The sequence below is a fragment of the Streptomyces sp. NPDC031497 genome, from assembly GCF_055580905.1.
Genome location: NZ_JBVIKO010000009.1, coordinates 275722 through 296935 on the forward strand (window position 1 = coordinate 275722; position 21214 = coordinate 296935).

The following is a 21214-nucleotide window of genomic DNA, read 5'->3' on the forward strand; positions in this document are numbered from 1 at the left end:
TGTTCGGCAGGTGAGGCGGGGGCCGCGTGCCGGTCCATGACATGCCGCGCGGCGCTCGCCCTCCGGTGCGCGGGCAGCGCGTGGAGTTCGGGCGCCGTCCGTGCCGCCCGCAACAGTCCGCATGGCTTTGAGGGGCGCCGCCTGCGCCTGGTCGCGTGCTTCGTGGGGACGGTGTCCCTCCCGCGAAGGCCGGCATCGCTCGCGCTTGACGCCTCGTAGTGCACCATCATCCCGTCCCTCATGGATTGGTTTGTGGCTCGTCCAGGAAGCTATCGGAGCGACGTGATGTCGACGCTATTCGCGTGCCATGCGTTCAGCATGCAAGGGCCCGGTCGGATCGATTTCGGACACGGCACCCATCGGTCGGCCCGAAATCGGTGCCGCTTTGCGCGATTTACCGCAATGTTCTGCTGCCCCGAACGGTCCGGATTTCCGGATTCCTGACATTCACGCGTGGATCGCCGGCAGGAACGACGCCCCCCGGGGCAGGTGTACGCCCGGGCCAGGACCACCGGCCAGCTCTTCGAGGCCTTGTGAATTCACTGCCAAAAAGGCAACGAATCAGAACGCCGCAGACCTCGCCGCGCCCATCGGATTTGTTGTGGACGGAGCTCATGGTGAACGCATGGCGCACAAATGGCGGCAATATCAACTCGCTCCGATAGCTTCCTCGGCGAGCCACAAACCAATCCATGAGGGAGGGGCCGGCGGTGCGCTACGAGGCATCAAGCTCTGGCAATGCTGACCTTCGCGGGAACGGCGGAGCCGACAACTCTGGTGCGAACGACCACTCCGGCATCGGTTCCGATGCCGCCGGAGCCGGCGACCTCGACATCGCGGTGATCGGCATGGCGGGCTCCTTCCCCGGGGCGCCCGATCTCGACCGGTTCTGGGAGATCGTCCGTGCCGGACGTCGGACCGTGCGGACGGTGCCGGCTCCCGAGTCCGGCGCCGGCGCCCGTGATGCGGCCTCCGGCGCCCCGACCGCCGTGCGCGCCGGCGGGGTGCTCGACGGGGCCGAGCTGTTCGACGCGGCGTTCTTCGGCTACAGCCCACGCGAGGCCGAGCTGCTCGACCCCCAGCAGCGGGTCTTCCTGGAGTGCGCGTGGACCGCGCTGGAGGGGGCCGGCTACGGCTCGGCGGTCGGGCGGCCCGTCACCGGTGTCTACGCAGGGGCCAGCCTGAGCACCTATCTGATCCGCCACCTGCTGCCCAACCCGGGCCTGGCGGACCTGCGCGAGGAGCAGATGCTCGGCAACATCACCGACACCCTGGCCACCCGCGCCGCCTACCACCTGGACCTTTCGGGCCCGGCGGTGTCGGTGCAGAGCGCCTGCTCGACCTCCCTGGTCGCGATCCACCTCGCCTGCCAGGCACTGCTCGCCGGCGACTGCGAGATCGCGGTGGCCGGGGGCGCCTCGGTACGCCTGCCGCAGCTGTCCGTCCACGACGGCCGCGAGAACGGCATCCTCTCCCCGGACGGCGACTGCCTGCCCTTCGACGCCCGGAGCGCGGGCACTGTGAGCGGCAACGGTGTCGGTGCCGTGGTGCTCAAGCCGCTGGCCGCCGCGCTCGCCGCCGGCGACCGGGTCCACGCCGTGGTCAAGGCCACCGCGGTCAACAACGACGGCCGCCGCAAGGTCGGGTTCACCGCGCCCAGCGTCCAGGGCCAGTCCGCCGTGCTGCGCACCGCCCGCGACCTCGCCGGAGTCGACCCGGCCGACATCGGATATCTGGAGGCGCACGGCACCGCCACGCCGCTGGGCGACCCGATCGAGTTCGCGGCGCTCACCGAGGCCTTCGCCGGGCGCGACCCCGACCTCGACGGGCGCTGCGCCCTGGGCTCGGTCAAGGCCCTGATCGGACACCTGGACGCGGCCGCCGGCGTCACCGGGTTCCTCAAGGTCGTGCTGGCACTGGAGCACGCCGTCGTGCCACCGAGTCCGTACTTCGGGGAGCCGAACCCCGGCATCGACCTGGCAGGCAGCCCGTTCGAGGTGCCCACCGCCGAGCGGGCCTGGGAGCGGCCTCGCGGCGGGCGGCGCCTGGGGGCGGTGAGCAGCTTCGGCATGGGAGGCACCAACGCGCACGTGATCCTCCAGGAGGCGCCCGACCCCGCCCCGTCCGGCCCGCCGTATCGCGGGCGGCACCTGCTCGTGCTCTCGGCCCGCACTCCGAGCGCGCTGGAAACGGTTCGGGAGCGGCTGCGCAAGCAACTCCGCACGGAACCGGGGCCGGGTCCCGCCGAACTCGCCGACGTCGCGTCCACCCTTCAACTCGGCCGCACCGCCTTCGCACATCGCGTGGCCCTGGTCGCGGACTCCGCGGCGGACGCGGCGGCCGCACTCGCCCCCGGATCGCCGCAGGCCATGGCCGGTCACGTCGAATCCGGCCGCCGCGACATCGTGTTCATGTTCTCCGGCCAGGGCGCGCAGCACGTCGGCATGGGAGCCGAGCTGTACCGCACCGAGCCCGCGTACCGGGACGCCTTCGACACCTGCGCGGACCTGCTCGTACCGACCCTCGGCCGGGACCTGCGCGACCTCGTCCTCGGGGATTCCGCAAGCGATCGGCTGCCGGGCGCCGTGGCGGACCCGGCCGCCGCCGAGCGGCTGCGCCGAACCGAATTCGCACAGCCTGCCCTGTTCGCGGTCGAATACGCACTCGCACGGCTCTGGGAGTCCTGGGGCATCCGGCCCGCGGCGATGATCGGCCACAGCGTCGGCGAGTACGTGGCCGCCTGCCTGGCCGGCACGATGCCCCTGCCGGACGCTCTGCGTCTGGTCGCCCTGCGCGGGCGCTTGATGCAGGCGCTGCCGCCGGGCCGCATGCTGTCGGTCGGGCTGCCGGTCGAGGAGGCCGAGCGGTTCGTCCGGGGCGACGTGGCCGTCGCCGCCTCCAACGCCCCGTCGCTCACCGTCCTCTCCGGGCCGGCCGAGGCGCTCGCCGACATCGAGGGGACGCTGGCCGCCAAGGGCGTCGCGGTCCGTCCGCTGCACACCTCGCACGCCTTCCACTCGCCGGCGATGGATCCCGTCCTCGAGGACTTCCGCGCCCTCGCGGCCGCCGTCCCGCTCGCCGCCCCGGCCCTGCCGTTCGTCTCCAACCTGTCCGGGACCTGGGTCACCGCCGAGGAGGCCACCTCGCCGGACTACTGGGTACGGCACCTGCGCGGCCGGGTCCGCTTCCACGAGGGCCTGGTGACCCTCGCCGAGGCCGGACCGCTGGCGCTGATCGAGGTCGGCCCGGGCACCGCCCTGGCCACCCTGGCCCGGCAGAACCCGGAGCTGCCCGGGAACCTCGTGGTCGGCAGCCTGCCCGCGCCCGGCCGGCCGGTCCCCGCCGACCGGACCGTGACCGAGGCCCTGGCCCGTCTGTGGCTCGCCGGGATCGAGCCGGACTGGACCGGCTACTGGCGCCACGACCCGCGCGGGCGTGCGGAGTTGCCCACCTACCCCTTCGAACGCGGACGCTACTGGATCGACCCCCCGGCCTCCGGGACGGCCATCGGCCCGGACCCCGCCGCGGACGGCCGTCCGGCCCACTCCCCGCCGCTCACCGGAGCCGCCCCGGCCGCCACCGGACGGGGCGCCGCGGCGGACGAGAACGGAGCGAGCGGGACCGCGCCCGACGCCGTGGCGTTGGCCGCGTACCCCCGGCGCCTGGCGACCGCCTTCGTCGCACCCCGCGACGAGCGGGAGGAAGCCGTCGCGGCGGTCTGGAGCGACCTGCTCGGCATCGCCGACATCGGCGTCCACGACGACTTCTTCGAACTCGGCGGCCACTCCCTGCTGGCCACTCGCGTCGTGGCCCGGCTGCTCGACGTCCTCGGCGTCGAACTCCCGCTCAGCGCCCTGATGGAGGCGCCGACCGTGGCCGCGTTGTGCGAGTACGCCGACGAAGAGCTCATGAGGGCCTACCTCGGCAGCCAGTCCGCGTCACAGCCCGCCGCCACCGATCCGCTGCCCGACCCCCGGAAAGAGGGCGTCCGATGACCGAGACCATCCGCGAACCCGCCCGCGAGATGCCGGCCGACCAGCGCGCCGAACTCCTCGCACGCCTGCGCGCCGAGAAGCGCGACGCCGCCGCTGCCGGTCGGCTGCGCCCCCGTGACGCGGGCCTGGACCTGATCCCGCTCAGCCCGGCCCAGGAGCGCCTCTACTTCCAGGACCTGCTCGATCCGGGTAACCCGGCCCTCAACATCACCGTCTCGATCCGGGTCCGCGGCGCCTTGGACCACGGCGCCGTGGAACGCGCGCTGACCGTGGTCGTGGAGCGCCATGAAGCTCTGCGCACCGCGTTCGTCGCCGGCCCCGAAGGGCCGCGCCAGCGCGTCGTCCCCGGCGGACCGGTCGCCGTCCCGGTCACCGCCGCGGCCGTGCCCGGCGACCGGCAGGACCCGCCGGCCCTCGACGCGGCCCTGGTCCGGCACGCGCGCACCAGGCTCGACCTGGTCACCGGACGCCTCCTGGACGCCGCGCTGTTCCCCGTCGGGAGCGACGAGCACCTGCTCCAGATCGTCGTCCACCACATCGCCTTCGACGGCTGGTCCACCTCCGTCCTCGTGGAAGAACTCGTCGAGGCCTACCGTGCCGACACCGAAGGCCGCCGGCCGAAGCTCGACACACTGCCGATCCAGTACCCGGACTTCTCGCTGTGGGCGCGCGAGCGCGCGGCGGGGGACCGCTACGAGCGCCGCCTCGCCGCGGTCCGCGACCGCCTGATCGGCGCCCCGTTCGTCCTGGACCTGCCCGCCGACAAGCCCCGGCCGCCGCTCCAGACCCACCACGGCGCCCTGACCCCGCTCGTCCTGGACCCCGAGACCAGCGAGCGCCTGGCCGCCCTGGCGCGCGCCGAGGGCACCACGCCGTTCGTCGCCCTGCTCAGCGTCCTGACGATCCTGCTCGGCCGGGCCTCGGACGACGCCGAAGTGGTCATCGGGTCCCCGGTGGCCGGGCGCACGCGTCCCGAACTGGAGCCGATGATCGGCTGCTTCGCCGACATCCTCGTCCTGCGCATGGCCCCGGCGGCCTCGGCCACCTTCCGCGACCTGCTGCGCGCGGCGCACGAGGAGGCCGGCCGGGCCTACGGCGACCAGGAGGTCCCGTACGCCAAGGTCGTCGAAGCCCTGGCGCCGCCGCGCGACCCGTCCCGCAACCCGCTGTTCCAGGTCATGTTCGGCTTCCACGAGGTCGTCCCGGCGCGCTTCGACGACGCGGTCCCGGAGTTCACCGTGGAGACCCGCGACAACGGCGTCACCGACTTCGACCTGTTCCTGAACATGGAGCGTCGAGAGGACGGCTGCTTCGAAGGCGAACTGCGCTACAACACCGACCTGTTCACCGCCGACGCCGTCGCCGACCTCACCGGGCGCTTCGCCACGGTGGCGCGCGCCGTCGCCGCCGCTCCCGACACGCCGTGGAGCCGCCTCGCTCCGGCGCGCGCCGGACTGGTCGCGCTGGCGGCCTCGTTCCCGGTCGAACCGGTGCTGCCGGTGGTGCGCTCCTGGGCCAGGCACGCGGGTCTCGGGCTGGACTTCGAGGTGCCGTCCGAGCCCGGCCCGGTGGCCGAGCAACTGCGCGCCCTGACCGGCGTGTTCGGCATGAACCCCGGCGCGGCCCATGTGGTGCTGCTGCGCTGGGAGGACCTGGCCAGGTTCGGCGCCGTACCGGACCGACGCGACCCCGAGGCGGTCGGCGCGGCCCTGGACCGCGGCCTCGTCGAGTTCTGCGACGCCCTGTCCGCCTATCGCGCCTGGTCCGAGGACCCGCTGACGATCGTGCTCTGCCCGCCCTCGGCGGCCTGGTCCCGCTGGCAGGGCACCGAGGTCTTCGACGGACCGGCCCGCCGTCTCGGCGAAGCCTGCGGGCGCTGGTCCGACGTCCGTATCCGCACCGCGCAGGCCGCGGTGCCGAAGAACGCCGAGAGCACCCCGAGCACCGGGAGCGACGGCTTCGACGAGGACCAGGACGATGCGGACTTCCTCGACGGGCTGGACGTCGTGCCGTACGCCGGAGCCGACTTCCATGCCCTGCTCGGCGCCTCTGTCGTGCGCGGCCTGCTGCCGCTGACCGTCCGCGACGAGGACGGGCGCCCGGCCGAACTCGTCCCGGTCTGGCCGTCGCGGCTGGCCCTCGGGGCCGCCGGACCTGTCGGCGGTGCCGACGCGGCCGACGTCGCCGACGGCGGACCGGCGGCCGGGACCGGAGCGCCGGACGCGGCCGGATTCCGCGAACCGGCCACCGACACCGAGCGCCGCCTGGCCGCGATGTGGCAGCAGGCGCTGAAGGCCGACCGGATCGGACTGGACGACAGCTTCTTCGCCCTCGGCGGCCACTCCTTCCTCGCCGTCGAGCTGCTGACCCGCATCAAGGCCGAGTTCGGCCGCTCGGTGGAGCCGTTCGAGCTCTTCCGCGGCCCGACCCTCGGCCACCTTGCCCACCTCGTCGACGCCGCGGCACCCGGGGCGGGCGAGGACGGACCGGTGCCCGTGTCACGCGACCAGGCGCTCGCACCGTCCTCCACGCAGCGCCGGCTGTGGACCTTGGCGAAGGTGCACGGCGCCGGCCTCCTGCACAACAGCGCCTTCCCGCTGCGCATCGACGGCGAGCTCGACGAGGCCGCACTCCGCACGGCTGTCGCGGCCCTGTTCGACCGCCACGAATCGCTGCGTACGACGATCGCGGAGGACCCCGACGGCGCGCCGGTGCTGCGCATCGTGCCCGACGCGGCGGGCTGGGGGAGCGACGTCTTCCCGGCGACGACCACCGTCCCCGAAGGGCCGGATCAGTCCGAAGAGATCGAGCGCCTGATGCGCGCCGCCGCCGAGGAGACCTTCGAACTCGACCGCGGCCCGCTGGCCAGGTTCCGGCTGTTCGCCGCCGGGCCGCGCATCCACTACCTGTCGATGGCCATGCATCACGCGGTCACCGACAACCGGTCCTGGGCCGTCATCGTGCGCGACCTGGCCGAGCTCTACCGCGCCGCGCGCTCGGGACGTGCCCCGGAACTCCCGGAGCTGCCGGTGCAGTTCGCCGACTACGCCCACTGGCAGCACGAATGGCTTCTCGGCCCGGGCGGGCGCGAACACGAGACGTGCTGGCGGGAGATCATGCGCGACGTTCCGGGGGTCTCCTCGCTGCCGACCGACTTCCCGCGCACCGCGGAGATCGGTTCGGACAGCGGGGTGGTCACCCGCCGCGTCGACACCGGGCTCGCCGCGCGGCTGCGCGCGGCCGGACGCCGGATGGAGGTGCCGCTGTTCAGCGTCGTGCTCACCGCGTTCCACCTGCTGGCCGCACGCGCCGGCGGACGCGACGAGTTCGTCGTGGGCACGCTCAACGGCAACCGCGAGCACCCCGGGCTGTCCGATATCGTGGGGGACTTCGCCGACCTGGTGCCGATCCGGCTGACCGGGGTCGGCGACCTGACCGTCGCCGGCCGCGTCCAGGCCACCCACCAGGCGATTCTGGACGCCCGTGCCGTCCAGCGGCTGCCGTTCGAGAACATCGTCTCGGCGGTCCGCGCCGTGCGCGTCCCCGGCCGACAGCCGCTGTTCCAGACGCTGTTCAACTTCGTCGACGGCGACGACCGCCTGCCCGACATCGACGGTCTGACCCTGGCGCAGCTGAACTGGCTGCGCGCCGGGACGGAGTTCGAGCTCCTGTTCAGCCTCGACGCCGAGGGCGACGAGTTCCTGATCACCCTGGACTACCAGACCGGGCTGTACTCATCAGCCGGGGCCGAGGCGCTGCTGGAAGCCTTCGCCGCCATGCTGGAGGCGGTGGCCGGCGACTCCGAGGCCCGCAGCGGCGAACTCACCTTCCCCAAGGGCTGCCGGATCCCGGCGATCGCGCCCGGAACCGAATCCGGCACCGAGCCCGACCACGCCGCGACCGTCCCCTCCACCGCCGTGGCGGCCAGCTTCACCGCCGAAGCGGCCGGCCCGGCGCTCGGTTTCTGGTTCGACCTGTTCGACCGCCCGGCCAAGGTCGCCTTCGCGCCCTACGCGCAGGTCGTGCAGCAACTGCTCGACCCGGACGCCACCTTCGGCACCGCGGGAGCACGCGTCAACACCGTGCTGCTGCGCTGGGAGGACTGGGTCCGCCACCTCGGCCACGATCCGCGGGCTCCCGCCGGCGCCGCCGACGGCCCCGCCCGCTTCGACGCCGTGGTCCGCGATCTCGAAACCGCTTTCGGCGACCTGCACGCCGCCCTGCTCAGCCACCGTGCCTGGTGCCGGACGCCGCTCCTGATCGCCGTCTGCCCGGCCTCGCCCCGCTGGTCCGCGCAGCCGTGGGCCACCGTGGCACGCGGGCTGACCGCACGTCTGACGCGGCTGGCCGCGTCCCTGCCCGCCATGCGTGTTCTCGACGTCGGGCCCCTCGCCGACCGGTACCCGGTGGACCGACGCGACGACGAACACGCCGACCGCCTCGCACACATGCCCTACACACCGGAGTTCACGACGGTTCTGGCCACGGTTGTGGCCCGCGCCGTCCTGAGCACCGAACGGCGCGGCACCGTCTACCTGGAACCCGGCCGCCTGCTGCGGCTCGGCGCCGGTACCGGGGCCGGCGGCGACGGGTCCGCCGCGCTCGTCGCCCGCGCGCTGCGGCGGGGGGCCGGCCAGGGCCGCTCGCTGGTGTTCGCCGGTGATACCGATCCCACCGTGCGACGGGAGCTCGCCGCCCGTCCGGACCTGCTGCCCGACGTGGATGCCGCCTTGTGGTTCGCCGGGCCTGGCGCCGGGGACCTCGAAGCCGGATTCGCGGATGCGGTCGCGGCCGGCGCCGTCGACCCGGCCGACTGCATCGTGCTGGACCCGGACGCCGAACTCTGCGAGCGGCTGGGCGCGCGCTTCCCTGGCGTTCTCGCGGTCCCGATACCGGCGGAGGCGGACGGTGCGCGCCACGTACTGGAGCATTTGTGGGCGCTCGACCAGCCGCTCTTCGCCGAGGAGCACGACGCCGACACCGCCCTGGGGACCGCGCAGGGCGTCAGCGCGGCCGCCGGCCTGCGCATCCTGACCGAACTGTCGGACGCGGCCGGAATCCAGGCGGCCGTGGACCGGGCCCGCTGGCGCGTGTACCGGGGCGAATACGTCGAGCCGCGCACCGAGCGCGAACGGCGGCTGGCCGAGATCCTGGCCCGGCTGCTCGGCATCGACCGCGTCGGGCTCTCAGACAGCTTCGTCGCACTCGGCGGCGACTCGATGACCGCGATCCAGGTCGTCTCCCAGGCTGCCCGGCACGGCATCAGCCTGTCGCCGCGCGCCGTCCTCGATGCGCCGTCGGTCGCCGACCTCGCCGAGGCGGCCGCGGCCCCGGTCGTCGTAGCCGACCAGGGCCCGGTCGTCGGGCCGGTGGCTCTGGCCCCGGCACAGCGGTGGTTCTTCGCCAACCCGCTCGGAACCGGCGGCGACCCCAACTACTACAACCACCCCTACTACCTCACCCTGCGGCCGGACGTCACCGCGGACCATCTGGAGAGCGCGCTCCGCGTCCTCGTGGACCACCACGACGCCCTCCGGCTGCGCTTCGCCCGCGACGAGGACGGCGAGTGGCACCAGTGGTCGGAGCCCACCGGCGTGGAAGTGCCGTTCGAGCGCGTCGATCTGACCGGGACACCGGCCGAGGAGCGCGCCGCACGGGCCGAGGCTCTGGCCATCGGGCTGCAGAGCGGCCTCGACCTGGCGGCCGGCCCGACTCTGCGCGCGCTGCACCTGCACACCGACGGCGAGCCGGACCGGCTGCTGATCATCTGCCACCACCTGGTCGTGGACGGCATGTCCCGGGGCATCCTGCTGGAGGACCTGACCACCCTCGCCGAACAGGCCGTCACGGGGTCACCGCTGCGCCTGCCCCCGAAGACCTCGTCGTTCCGCGACTGGACCGACCGGGTCGACGAGTACGCGTCCAGCGAGGAACTCCTCGCCGAGGTGCCGTTCTGGCTGGAGCAGGTCGCCCCCACCCCGGAAGGCGCCCGCGCCCCGGTCGTGCCGGTCGACCACGAGGGCGGATCGAGGGAGATGGCCTACATGGAGACCGCCGAGGCGCGGGTCAGCGCCGAGGAGACGGCCGCGGTGCAGCGGCTCGCCGTCGGGCGGAACGCCAGCCTGTCCGACGCCGTCTTCGCCGCCTCGGCCTCGGTCCTGGCCGAATGGACCGGTACCGACCACCTCCGCTTCGCGGTGGCCGGTCACGGCCGGCCCCAGCGATTCCCGGACCTCGACCTGGTCCGCACGGTGGGCTGGTTCCAGATCTACTTCCCGATCGGCATCGACGTCGCCGATACCGAGGGCATGTCGCTGGTGCAGTCGGTGCACCGCCGGCTCGCGGCCGTCCCCGACGCCGGCTTCGGCTACGCGGTGCTGGCCGGCCAGCATGCCGATCCCGCGCTGCGCGTCGGCCTGACGGGGGGTGAGCAGCCGTTGTTCAGCTTCAACTACATGGGTGAGTCCGGGTTCGAGCAGACCTCCGCGCACACCTCCCTGTTCGGGCACTGCCCCGACGCGTACGGCCCCTGCCAGGACGGTGCGTGCACCTGGCCGTACCTGCTCGACCTGATGCCGGCCATCGTCGACGGCGCGCTGGTCCTCCAGATCTACTACCGGCGCAGCATCCATGACGCCGCGACCGTCACGGCGCTCGCCGAGCGCATCGCCGACCGGTTCCGCGCCCTGGCCGCACCCGCGGCGCCGTAGACCACCCAGGCCCCCCGATCCGCGGCCGAGGGCCGACACCCCGCGGCCGGACGCCCCGCCGCCGTTCCGCTCGGCCGCCGGGCCGCCCTCCCCACCGCGCCGACCGGCCGACGACCGGCCGACGGCGCCACCGACAGCCGGGCCGGCTCGCGTCGTCCGGCCTTCGCGACCGAGTTTCCCGTTCAGCGTTTCCGAGTCCTGTGAAAGGTGGCTCCGATCATGTCCTCCCGGTCCACGTGTCCCGGCACCGACATCTCGGTCCCGGCCCCTGCGGCTGCCGTGCCGGCACCGCGTATCCGGCGGGCGGTCCGCTGATGGGCGCCGCGGAGCAGACGGCCGCCGTGCCGCCGACCGATCAGCTGTCCGGTCTGATCGCCGACGTTCTGGGGGTGCCGGCGGCCGAACTGGCCGAGGACTCCGGCCCCGGCGTCCACGTCGCCTGGACGAGCCTGAAGCACGTCGAGGTCGTGGTCGTGCTGGAGGAGCACTACGGGGTGGCCCTCAGCAGCCGGGAGATCAAGGGCATCAGCAGCATCGCCGGTCTGCGCAAGCTCCTGGCGGACAAGGGAGTCGCGGGGGTCGCCTCGTGACCGGCGCCGGCTTCGCACTGCTGTCCGTTCCGGTCCCGGGGCACCGCGACACCCTCGCGGCCCCCTGCCGCCCCCGCCACCCCAATCCTTGACGCGGTCCGTTCCCTCGCCGAGGTCAAGCAGGCCCTGGACCGCCGACATCCTCGCCGGGCTCAGGCGCTGACGGAAGGACGATCATGCCACTGCCCCTCACCGACGTCCCGGTCGACCTGCGCGCGCTCCGGGCCGCCCACCAGGAGACCGAGCGCACGGGACCGCCCGACGGACCACGCATCGGGATCATGGCCAGCTACACGGCCGACTCGGTCGTGCCCTATCTCGCGACGGCGCTCGGCGGGGCGTACGGCCGCCCGGACTTCCACGTCGCGCCCTACAACCAGATCATCCAGGAGTGCCTCGACCCGGACAGCGGTTCCGCCCGGGCCGACCTGGACGTGGTGGTGGTCGCGCAGCGCCTGGAGGAACTGGAGGACGGCGCCTGGACCGCCGGGCTGCTGGCCGTCGCCGATGCCGCGCGCGAGGCCGCGGCACGGTGGGGTGCCACGCTGGTAGCGGTGCTTCCCGGCCTGCCGGCGGCCGATCCACTGGGCGTCGCGGGCGACTGCTGGTCCGACGGCCACACCGCCGCGGCCGCGGCCGCCCGCGAGGCGATGCGGACCGCGCTGGCCGACCGGCCCAATGTCCACCTGGTGGATCTCGAATCGGTGCTCCGCTCGCTCGGTGCCGCCAAGGCACACCATCCGGCGCTGTACCAGTTCGCGAAGGTTCCCTACCGCGAGGAGGTCTACCACCAGCTCGGGGCGCGTGTCGCCCACGTCCTGCGGTTGCGGACCGGCGACACCCGCCACGCCGCGGCGCTGGACCTGCGTGGTCTCGCCGATGCCGACGACACGGACGGTCTCGGCGGTGTCCTGCGCTGGTTGTCCGCCGCCGGAGTGCCGTCGTACGCGCTCGGCGGCCGGGACGCGGTCCCTGCGTGGCGCGAGCTCGTCACGAGCGATCCAACGGTTCCGGCACGGCTGTCCGACTGGTTCTTCGACGACCGTGACCTTGACGTCCAGGTGCGCGACCTGGCCGCCGAGGCCGGCCTGACCGCGCGGGACGTCGCCCTGCTCCAGCGCCGGGAGGACCACCTGATCGTCACGGTGCGTCCCGCCCACGGCGGCCCCGCCGAGGCGGTGGATCTCGGTGTGGACGCCGCGGCCTGGCCGTCGCGCCTGGCCGCAGCCGGGGTCTTCGACCACCTGCCGGTGCCCGGCGCGCCGGGCCGGGCGGCCGCCTGGGGCGGTCCCGCCGGCGGCGACGGAGCCCCCGAGCCCGCCGGCGGTCTGTCGCTGGCCTCCTTCGTGGCCGGTCTCCGAGTCGAGGCCGACTTCCGTGCGGCCAGGGACGGCGACCTCCCCAGGATCAACGAAATGCTCGTGGCCTCCAAGGAATTCACCCTCGGGGTGCCGGTCCCGCCCGTGACGGTGGGCACGCTGCCGGCCGGCGGTGACCGGGTCCTGCTGCTCGGCAGCGTCCGGGACCGCCTCGGCGACCTCGGCCCCAGCGTCGTCGTGTCGCTGGCCGGACAAGGCTCGGACTGCGTCGTCGAGGCCCTCGTCATCTCCTGTCCGGCCATGGGCAAGGGCGTCGAGGTCCAGGCGATGCGCGAGATTGCCGCGCACGCACGGGCCATGGGCGCCGACCGGATCGTCGTCGGCTACCGCGACACCGGCCGCAACCACGCGGCCATCGACTTCCTCCGTTCGCCCACGGCGGGCGGCACAGCCGAGACGCCCGACGGCGCGGTCCTGGATCTCCTCGTGCGCGCCGAGACCTCTGACACCGGAGCCGTGATCACCTCATGACCGAGATCCCCACTCGGCCGGGCACCCGCGCCCGCCGGTTTTCCGCCGAGAACCTCCGGCGTATCCACCAGGAGGCCGGGCTCGATCCGCTCGACGCCTCACCGACCGCCGAGGAGCGGGCCGACCGGCCGGACGCCGCACAGGAGGACGTGTGGTTGTTCGACCTGACCGCACCCGAGGCGCTCGTCCATCAGATCGCTATGGTCGTCGACCTGACCGGGCCGTTCGACCGGGAGACGGCGGCGAGCGCCGTCCGGGTGCTCGGCCGCCGCCACGAGGCGCTGCGTACGCGGTTCCCGGCCGACGCCTCCGGCACACCGGTCATGGTGATCGAGCCCGAATTCACCGGGGCGCTCGAATACGTCGATCTGACCGTCCCCGCCCCCGCTGCCGACAGCGGATCCGGCGGTGCCGACGCGACAGGCACCGCGTTCGATGCCGACACCCCTTCGACTTCGCCGGACTCCGCGACCGACTCCGGGGCCGAACTGCGCTGGACCGCGCTCGCCGACCGCGAGATCCACCGGCCCTTCGACCTGGAGAACGGTCCGCCGGCCCGCTTCACCCTGGCCCGGGTGGCCGGACGGCGGCACCGGCTGCTGGTCGTCGTGCACCACATCGTCGCCGACGGCCGGACCCTCCAGTTGCTCCACGGCGACCTGGTGGCGGCTCTGCGCGGCGAAGACCTGCCGACGCCGCCGCCGGCCCTGGCCGCGGCGGCCGCCCGGTCCCGCGCCGCCGCAGACCAACCCGGCATGGCGCAGCGGCTGGAACGCCGCGCCGCCGAACTGGCCGACCTGCCGGCCGACGCCGACCGCTGGCCGTCCTTCGGGCGTCCGGCCCCGGGCGATCCCTACGCCGCAGCGGTCCTCCCGGTCGATGTTCCGGCTCCGCTGGCCCAGGCCGTCCACGCGGTCGCGGCGGCGGAGCGGGCCACACCGTTCATGCTCTGGCTCACCGCGCTGTCCGTCCTGATCCAGCGCATGTCCGGCCAGGGGGAAGCGGTCCTCGGAACCGTCGTCGGCCGCCGCGACGCCGCCTCGCGCGACACCGCCGGGTTCATCGCCAACCAGGCCGCGCTGCGCCTCCGCCTGCCGGCCGACGCGACCTGGCGCGATGCCCTGCGCGTGGCCCGCGAGGCGACGCTGTCGGCCTTCGACGACGCCGACATCCCGTTCCGCCGGGTGGTGGAGGCCCTCGCCCCGGCCCGCCGCCCCGATGCGCACCCGCTGTTCCAGGTGCTGCTCGGTGGCCGCCAGCCGCTGGACCCTCCGGCCACCGTCGGCCCCCTGACGGTCGAGGCGACCGAACACCTCTCACGACGCTCCCTGTACGAGGTCGAACTCCAGCTCGCCGACCTGCCCACGGGAATGCCCGGCTACCTGCGCTACCGGACGTCCGTGCTGGACTCCTCGACGGCCGCCGCCTTCGTGACCGGCTTCGTCCGTCTCCTCGAGGTCCTGACCTCCGCGCCCGACAGCCCGATAGCCGCGACGCCGTGGCCCGCCGGGCTCAGCGGCCCCGCCAAGGCCGTCGAGGGAGCCGCCGGGACGGCCACCGGCCGGCGCACCGAGGCCGACCGCCGCCGGACCGCCCCGCGCCGCCCTGCCGACGGCCCTCGCCGTCAGCCGTCCAACCCGACGCAACGGCGCGTCGCGGAGGCCTGGCGAACCGTTCTGGAACAGGTGCCGCCCGGCATCGACGACGACTTCTTCGCCATCGGCGGCCATTCGCTCAGCGCGGTCCGGGCAGCCTCCCTGTTGGCCTCCGAATTCCGCCTGCCCCTCACGGCCCGTGCCCTGTTCGACCATCCGACCGTCGCCGAACTGTCCGCGTTCCTCGACGGCTGGGCCGCGTCCGGCGCCGGACGCGCCGACTCGACGGCCTCGGCCACATCCGCCTCCGCCACATCCGCCGCATCCGCCTCGGCCGCGCCCGTCGAAGTGACCGAGCGAACGGAAGCGGGCGCGCCGCTGTCCGCGACCCAGCGGCGCATGTGGCTCCTGTCGCAGCTGTATCCCGACAACGCCGTCTACAACCTGCCGTACGCCTTCCGGGTCAGCGGCGACATCGACGCCCCCGCCCTCGAAGCGGCGCTCAACGACCTCGTCGCCCGCCACGAAGCCCTGCGCACCGTCGTCGACGTCCACGACGAGCAGGCGCGACAGCGCGTGCTGCCCGGCCTCGCGGTGCGCCTGGCCGTCGAAGAACCCGAGGGCGCCGCGCCCGGCGGCACCGCTCCCGCCGACCTGGCGGCCTGGGTCGCCGACCGGATCGACGCCGAGGCCCGAGCGCCCTTCGACCTGTCCGCCGGCCCGCTGATCCGTGCCCGCCTCGTCGCACCGGGCACTCCGTCGGCCGCGCTCGTCGTGACCGCGCATCACATCGCCTGCGACGGCTGGAGCCTGGAGCTGCTCTTCGCCGAACTCCCGGAGCTCTACACCGCCCGCACCGAGAACCGCCCCAGCACCACACCGACACCGGCGATCCAGTTCATGGACTTCGCCGCCTGGCAGTCCGGGCAGCTGACCGGTGCGCGCCGCGAGCGGCTCGCCGACTACTGGCGCGGACAACTCGAAGGCGCCCCCACGCTCCTGGACCTGCCCACCGACCGGACCCGGCCCGCGCAGCGCCGGCCGGACGGGGCGGTGGTCGACTTCGCCTGGCCCGCGGACGTGGAGGAACGCGTCGCCGAGTTCTCCCGGCGGCACGGCGTCACCGCCTACGCGACGCTGCTGGCCGCCTTCGCCTCGGTCGTCCGCCGGCACACCGGCCGCGACGACCTGCTCATCGGCACCCCCGTCGCCAACCGTGTCCGGCCGGAGTTCGCCAAGACCGTCGGCTGCTTCGTCAACCTGGTGCCGCTGCGCCTGCGCGTCGCCGGGGACACCACTTTCCTCGACCTGGCACGCGCCGCCCACCTCACCATCAGCGAGGCACAGGACCACCAGGACTTCCCCTTCGAGGACCTGGTCGCGCTGCTGCGCCCGGACCGGGACGCCAGCCACGACCCCGTCGTGCAGCTGCTGTTCGTCCTGCAGGACGTCGACACCGCCCTGAGCCTGCCCGGCGCGGACCTCGCTCCGCTGCCCGCGCACGGCGGCGGCGCGATCCAGGACCTGTCCGTCATCCTCCAGCACGCCGGTGCCCAGGCCGGAGGCGGCTTCCAGGGCACCGCCGAATTCAACACCAGCCTCTACGGCGCGGACACCGTGAGCCGCTTCCTCGGCCATCTGGGCACCCTGCTCCAGGCCGCGCTGGCCGCGCCCGACACGGCGGTCGCCGACCTGGACCTGCTGACCCGGGACGAACTCGCCCAGCTCGACCGCTGGAACGACACCGGTCTGCCCGCGCCCATGGCCGCGGACATCCCGGCCCTGTTCGAGCGCTGGGCGGACCGGGCGCCGGAGCGGACCGCCGTCGTCGGCTCCGACGGCGAGCTCAGCTACGCCGAACTCGAGGCGCGGGCCAACCGGCTCGCCCACCACCTCGCCGGGATCGGAGTCGGCCCCGGGACGGCTGTCGGCGTCGCGCTGGACCGCTGCCACGATTTGCCGGTCGCGTTCCTGGGCGTGCTCAAGGCCGGCGCGGTCTACGTCCCGCTGGACACCGGCTATCCGGCCGAGCGGCTGGCCCTCATGATCGACGACACCGAGGTCAAGGCCCTGATCACCCGGGCCGGCCGCGCCGAGCCGCCCGGCGCGGACCGCATGCCGGTGGTCTGCCTGGGCGGTCCCGACGACCCGCTGGGCGGGTATCCGGACACCCGGCCGCCCCGGAACACCGGGCCCGGCGACCCGGCCTACATCGTCTTCACCTCCGGTTCCACCGGCCAGCCCAAGGGCGTCGCGATCCACCACCGCGGCGTGGTCAACTCCGCTAACGCGGAGCGGGAGTTCGTCGACCCGGAGACGCCGGACACCGTGATCCAGTTCTCCTCGCCGAGCTTCGACGGCTCGGTCCTGGACTTCACGCTGGCCTTCGCGCACGGCGGACGGCTGTGCGTCGTGCCCCGCGACCGCATGCTGCCCGGCCCCGACCTGGCCGAGACCGTCCGCCGCTACCAGGTGACGATGGCGTTCCTGCCGCCGTCCGCGCTCGCGGTGATGCAGCCGGGCGACGTGCCGGGACTGCGCACCATCCTGGTTGGCGGCGAGGCGTTCCCGCCGGAGCTGGGCCCCCTGTGGGCGCCGAACCGTCGGCTGTTCAACATCTACGGGCCCACCGAGACCACCATCTGGTGCACCCACACACTCCTGGACGGCACCGAGCGCCGGCCCACCATCGGCGGCCCGGTCCCCGGCGCCACCGTGCACGTCCTGGACGAGCGCCTGCACCTCGTACCGGTCGGCGTCCCCGGCGAACTGTGCGTCGGCGGCCTCGGCGTGGGGCTGGGCTACCTGCGCCGTCCCGAGCTGACGGCCCGGCAGTTCCCGCTGGACCCGTATGCGGCCCGGTCCGGTGAGCACCTCTATCGCACCGGCGACCTGGTGCGCCGCCTGCCCGACGGCAAGCTGGACTACCTGGGCCGCATCGACCGGCAGGTGAAGGTCCGCGGCCACCGCGTCGAGCTGCCCGAGATCGAGGGCCGCCTGGAGCGGCTCCCCGGCGTCGGGCGCGGCGTCGTCACGGCGCGCCGCGACCGGTCCGGCCCCGGACCGCTGCGCCTGGTCGCCTACGTCTCGCCGGCCGCGCCCCTCGACGTCGCCGGTCTGGACCCGTCCGCGCTGCGGCGCCGACTGGCCAAGGAGCTGCCGGAGTTCATGGTGCCCGCCGTGATCGTGCCGCTGGCCGCGTTCCCGCTGAACGGCAACGGCAAGATCGACCACGCGAAGCTGCCCGAGCCGCCGCGCGACCGGAACGCCGGAGCGGCCCGCGTCGCACCGGTGTCGCGTCTGGAACGGGAGATCGCGGCCGTCTGGTGCGACCTTCTCGGTCTCGACGAGGTCGGCACGCACGACAACTTCTTCGAGATCGGCGGCGACTCGCTGCTGCTGGCCCAGGTGAGGACCCGGCTGACGCAGGTGCTGGACCGGGACATCGCGGCACTCCAGCTCTTCACCCATCCGACCGTGCACGACCTGGCCGCCGCGCTCTCGGACGACGCGCCCCGGGCCACGGCGCCGGCCCCGGTGGCGCCGGGCCGGCCGACCCGGTCCGGCGCGCGAAGCGCCCTGCTGACGAGATCACGACGGGCCGCCGCCGGCCGCGACGACGAAGGGAAGGTGACCCGATGAACCTCGCCGCCCCCTCGGCGATCCCGGCCGCCGGCGCACCGGTGTCCAAGGCCGATGCCGTACGCACAGCGCTGCTCGACCGGCTCCGCGGCGCACCGCCCGCCACCACATGGCCCGCCGACCGAGGCGCGCCGCACCCCCTGCCCGGACAACGGCGTCCGACGCTGGCTTTCGAGATCCCGGGCGACCTCGCCGAGGGCCTCGCGACCGTCGCGCGGGAGCAGGGCGTCCCGGTGCTCGCGGCCCTGGCCGCCGGGCTGCAGGCGCTGCTGTACCGGGTCGCCTCGCCCTGGGAGAACGCCGGGGTCGAGGAGATCGTGGTCGGTGCCGGGCGGGACGGTTCGTGGGCACCGCTGCGGCAGTCCCTCGACCCGGACACCGCGTTCTCCGACCTCGCCCACCGGGACGCCGCCGAACTGCGAGACGCGGCCGGCGCGGAGCTCGTGATCGGTGAGCGGACCGGTGTCGCCTGGGAGGACTTCTGCCGGGCCGCCGTTGTGACCGGCGACGGCGAACTTCCCCTCGATCTCGTGTTCCACTTCGACATCGAGAACGGGCGCTGCGGCTCGCTGGAATACGACGGCCTGCGTTACGCGTCGGACACGGCCGAGCGCATCGTCGCGGGCTACCTCGAACTGCTGTGCGCGGCGATCCGTGACGTGAGGACGCCGATCGGCCTGTTGCCCCTGGTGCCGTCACCCATGCGGAATCCCGCCGCCGAGGCCGACGGGACGTTCGGGGCGAGCGCGTGGGACGTCACCGCGCACGAGCTGTTCGACCGCGCCGTCGCGAGGTACCCCGAGGCCAAGGCGCTGCGCTGGGACGGCGGCGAGATGACCTACGCGGAGCTGAAGGCCGCCGCCGACCAGTGCGCCGACCGGATCGGTGCCGCCCGCGCCGTCGCGCTGTCCGGGCCGCGCTGCCCCGAGCTGATCGTCGCACTGCTGGCGATCCTCAAGAGCGGAGCCGGATATGTGCCGCTCGATTCGGCGTACCCCCGCGAACGCCTCGACTACATGCTCACCGACAGCCGCGCCGAGGTCCTGATCGGCCCGGCCGGAATCGACGGCGCGCTCACGGTTCCCGAGGGCGTCCGCGTCATCGGTCTGCACGACATGCTCGTGGCCGCGCCGAGCCTCCCGGCGGACCCACGGCCCGCGCCGCCCACCCCGGCCGGCACCGCGGACCTCTGCTACGTCATCTACACCTCCGGCTCGACCGGTCTGCCCAAGGGCGTCGGCATGCCGCACCGGCCGCTCGTTTCCCTGCTGGACTGGCAGTTCCGGCACTCGCAGGCCGGCCCCGGCTGGAACACCCTCCAGTTCGCGGCGTTCAGCTTCGACGTCGCCTTCCAGGAGATGTTCGCCACCTGGGGCACCGGTGGCACCCTGGTGCTGATCACCGACGAGGTCCGTCGCGATCCCGACCGGCTGGCCGACTGGCTGACCGAGCAGAGCGTGCACCGCCTGTTCCTGCCCTTCGTCGCCCTTCAGCAGCTCGCCGAGGCGTCCCTGCGCTCCGGCCGCTACCCCTCGGCCCTGCGCGAGGTCATCACGGCGGGGGAGCAGCTGCACGTCAGTCCTGCCGTGCGTGAGTTCTTCCGCCGCACGGGCGCGTCACTGGAGAATCAGTACGGCCCTTCGGAGACCCACGTCGTCACCGCCGAGCGCCTGTCCGGCGACCCGGCGGACTGGCCGGAGCTGCCGGCGATCGGCGGCCCGATCGACCGCGCGGTGGTGGAGATCCTCGACGACCGGCTGCAACCTCTGCCGGACGGCGTACCCGGCGAGATCTGCGTCTCCGGCGTACCGCTGGCCGACGGGTATCTGGGCCGGCCCGACCTGACCGCCGAGCGCTTCGCGGTCCGCGATCTGGCCGTCGGACCCGTAGGCCGCGTCGGTCCCGTAGGCCCCGGGGGGTCCGCCGGACTGGTGGGCGCCGCCGGACCCCTCGGTTCCGCCGCTGCCCAGCACACCTCGGACCCCCTGGACGCCCCGGAAGCCGCCGAGCGGATCAGAGTCCGGACCTACCGCACGGGTGACTTCGGAACGCGGCTGCCCGACGGCCGGATCCAGTGCCTCGGCCGCCGCGACGGGCAGGTCAAGATCCGCGGTTTCCGGGTCGAACTCGGCGAGGTCGAGGCGCAGATCCTGGCGCAGGACGGGGTGGCCGAAGCCGTCGTCGTCGTGCGGGAGGGGGCGTCGGACAAGCAGATCATCGCCTACTACCTTCTTGCCGAGGGCTCCGACGTCCCGCCGCGGACGCTGCGCGGCGATCTGGCGCGGATCCTGCCCGGGCACATGGTGCCGTTCGCCTGCGTCGCCGTCACCGCGCTGCCGCTGACCCCCAGCGGCAAGGTCGACCGGCGCACGCTGGCCGGGCGGCCGCTGCCCGAAGACCTCGACGCCGCGTACGAGGCCGTACTCGAAGAGGCCGGCGCGGTCGAGGCGGCCGGTGCGGTCCCAGCCGTCGGTGGTACGACCGTTGGCGGTAAGGCCGACGACGGCGAGGCCGTTGGCGGTAAGGCCGACGACGCTACGGCCGCCGCGTCCCCCTTCGCGGAGCTCCTGGTCGAGATCTGGGCCGACGCCCTGGCCCGCGACGCCATCGGCGTCCACGCCGATCTGTTCGCCCTCGGCGCCGAGTCGGCCACCGCGCTGGAGGTCGCCGCGCAGCTGACGGAGATCTTCCGCCTGACCGTCCCGGCGCGCGTGCTGTTCGATCGGCCGACCGCCGCCGGGCAGGCCGCCTGGTTCGCCGCCCGGGAGGCCGCCAACGACGGCCGCCTGGCCGGCATCGCGCGGCTGCTCCTCGCCTACGAAGCCTGAGACC

General features: G+C 74.0%; 6 protein-coding genes. All 6 read left to right on the forward strand.

Going from position 1 to position 21214, the window contains the following annotated elements; all coding sequences use genetic code 11:
- The first annotated feature begins 692 nt into the window (after window positions 1-692).
- The 6 genes from ACZ5K7_RS21240 (at window position 693) to ACZ5K7_RS21265 (ending at window position 21210) form a co-directional block, all read left to right on the forward strand.
- Entirely contained in the window at window positions 693-3995 is a 3303-nt protein-coding gene (locus ACZ5K7_RS21240; RefSeq protein WP_468915256.1) for a type I polyketide synthase, read from the forward strand.
- The gene (locus ACZ5K7_RS21245; protein ID WP_468915258.1) at window positions 3992-10705 is read left to right on the forward strand and encodes a condensation domain-containing protein; all 6714 of its coding nucleotides are present in this window, start codon (window positions 3992-3994) and stop codon (window positions 10703-10705) included. The genes ACZ5K7_RS21240 and ACZ5K7_RS21245 overlap by 4 nt, the downstream gene beginning before the upstream one ends.
- A gap of 236 nt (window positions 10706-10941) precedes the next feature.
- Window positions 10942-11295 carry a phosphopantetheine-binding protein gene (locus tag ACZ5K7_RS21250; RefSeq protein ID WP_468915260.1) on the forward strand — a complete coding sequence of 118 codons (354 nt, stop codon included), beginning with the start codon at window positions 10942-10944 and terminating at the stop codon, window positions 11293-11295.
- A 176-nt stretch (window positions 11296-11471) separates the two neighbouring features.
- Window positions 11472-13145: a hypothetical protein gene (locus ACZ5K7_RS21255; RefSeq protein ID WP_468915261.1), complete on the forward strand. Its 1674-nt coding sequence runs from the start codon at window positions 11472-11474 to the stop codon at window positions 13143-13145.
- Window positions 13142-18382, forward strand: a complete 5241-nt coding sequence (locus ACZ5K7_RS21260; protein WP_468915263.1) for an amino acid adenylation domain-containing protein — start codon at window positions 13142-13144, stop codon at window positions 18380-18382. The genes ACZ5K7_RS21255 and ACZ5K7_RS21260 overlap by 4 nt, the downstream gene beginning before the upstream one ends.
- Window positions 18379-21210 carry a non-ribosomal peptide synthetase gene (locus tag ACZ5K7_RS21265; protein WP_468915265.1) on the forward strand — a complete coding sequence of 944 codons (2832 nt, stop codon included), beginning with the start codon at window positions 18379-18381 and terminating at the stop codon, window positions 21208-21210. Before ACZ5K7_RS21260 ends, ACZ5K7_RS21265 begins: the two co-directional genes overlap by 4 nt.
- Window positions 21211-21214: the final 4 nt, after the last annotated feature.

Coding starts and splice junctions, on each gene's coding strand:
- ACZ5K7_RS21240 (WP_468915256.1), top strand. CDS start 693: ATGAGGGAGGGGCCGGCGGTGCGCTACGAGGCATCAAGCTCTGGCAAT.
- ACZ5K7_RS21245 (WP_468915258.1), top strand. CDS start 3,992: ATGACCGAGACCATCCGCGAACCCGCCCGCGAGATGCCGGCCGACCAG.
- ACZ5K7_RS21255 (WP_468915261.1), top strand. CDS start 11,472: ATGCCACTGCCCCTCACCGACGTCCCGGTCGACCTGCGCGCGCTCCGG.
- ACZ5K7_RS21260 (WP_468915263.1), top strand. CDS start 13,142: ATGACCGAGATCCCCACTCGGCCGGGCACCCGCGCCCGCCGGTTTTCC.
- ACZ5K7_RS21265 (WP_468915265.1), top strand. CDS start 18,379: ATGAACCTCGCCGCCCCCTCGGCGATCCCGGCCGCCGGCGCACCGGTG.